The organism is Kocuria sp. ZOR0020, from assembly GCF_000800955.1.
Classification (GTDB): domain Bacteria; phylum Actinomycetota; class Actinomycetes; order Actinomycetales; family Micrococcaceae; genus Kocuria; species Kocuria subflava.
Genome location: NZ_JROX01000319.1, coordinates 1 through 1,185, shown reverse-complemented (window position 1 = coordinate 1,185; position 1,185 = coordinate 1). Strand labels below are relative to the sequence as shown.

1 protein-coding gene is annotated in these 1,185 nt (G+C 67.6%); it reads left to right on the top strand.

Annotated elements, in window-relative coordinates; all coding sequences use genetic code 11:
• The coding region (locus L979_RS13465; RefSeq protein WP_047692730.1) for an ATP-grasp domain-containing protein at positions 1 to 1,185 on the top strand (1,185 nt) is incomplete at both ends.

Here is a 1,185-nt window from a genome sequence, read left to right as displayed (position 1 = left end):
CAACAAGGTGGCTGCCCTGAAGGCCGCCAAGAAGGCGGGCATTCCCACGCTGCAGGATTCGGAACCGTCGTCGGACCCGGAGGAACTGCTGGCCGCAGCGGATGACATTGGGTTCCCCATTTTCGTGAAGGCCGTGGCCGGCGGCGGTGGCCGCGGCATGCGCCGCGTGGAGACCAAGGAGCAGCTGCCGGACGCCCTGGACGCCGCCATGCGTGAGGCCGGGACCGCTTTTGGTGACCCCACCGTGTTCCTGGAACAGGCCGTGTTGCGGCCGCGGCACATCGAGGTTCAGGTGCTGGCGGACTCCACGGGGGAGACCGTGCACCTGTTCGAGCGTGACTGCTCGCTGCAGCGTCGCCACCAGAAGGTGGTGGAGATCGCCCCGGCACCCAACCTGGATCCGGAAGTCCGTGAGGCCCTGCATCGCGATGCCGTGAAGTTCGCCCGCGAACTCGGTTACGTCAACGCCGGCACGGTCGAGTTCCTCCTGGACACCGTGGGGGAGCGCGCCGGGGAGCACGTGTTCATCGAGATGAACCCGCGTATCCAGGTGGAGCACACCGTGACGGAGGAAGTCACGGACGTGGACCTGGTCCAGGCTCAAATGCGCATTGCCGCCGGTGAGACTTTGGCTCAGATCGGTATTCAGCAGGATGAGCTGGAAGTCCGTGGCTTCGCCATGCAGTGCCGTATCACCACAGAGGACCCGGCCAACGGTTTCCGCCCGGACGTGGGCAAGGTCACCGCCTACCGGTCCGCCGGTGGCGCCGGTGTGCGCCTGGACGGCGGCACCCTGTACGCCGGTGCGGAGATCTCCCCGCACTTCGACTCCATGCTGGTCAAGCTGACCTGCCGAGGCCGCGACTACCAGACCGCCGTGCACCGCGCCCGCCGTGCCCTGGCGGAGTTCCGCATCCGCGGTGTGGCCACCAACATCCCGTTCTTGCAGTCCGTGCTGGAGGATCCTGAGTTCCTGGCCGGCAACGTGACCACGGACTTCATCGAGCGTCGCCCCGAGCTCCTGGAAGCCCGCGGCACCGCCGACCGCGGTACCCGCGCCCTGACCTACCTGGCCGAGGTCACGGTCAACAAGCCCAACGGCGAGCGGATCGAGGGCATCGACCCCCGCACCAAGCTGCCCCGTTACCCGGGTGACAAGGTGGAGGACCCGGATCGTTCGCCGCT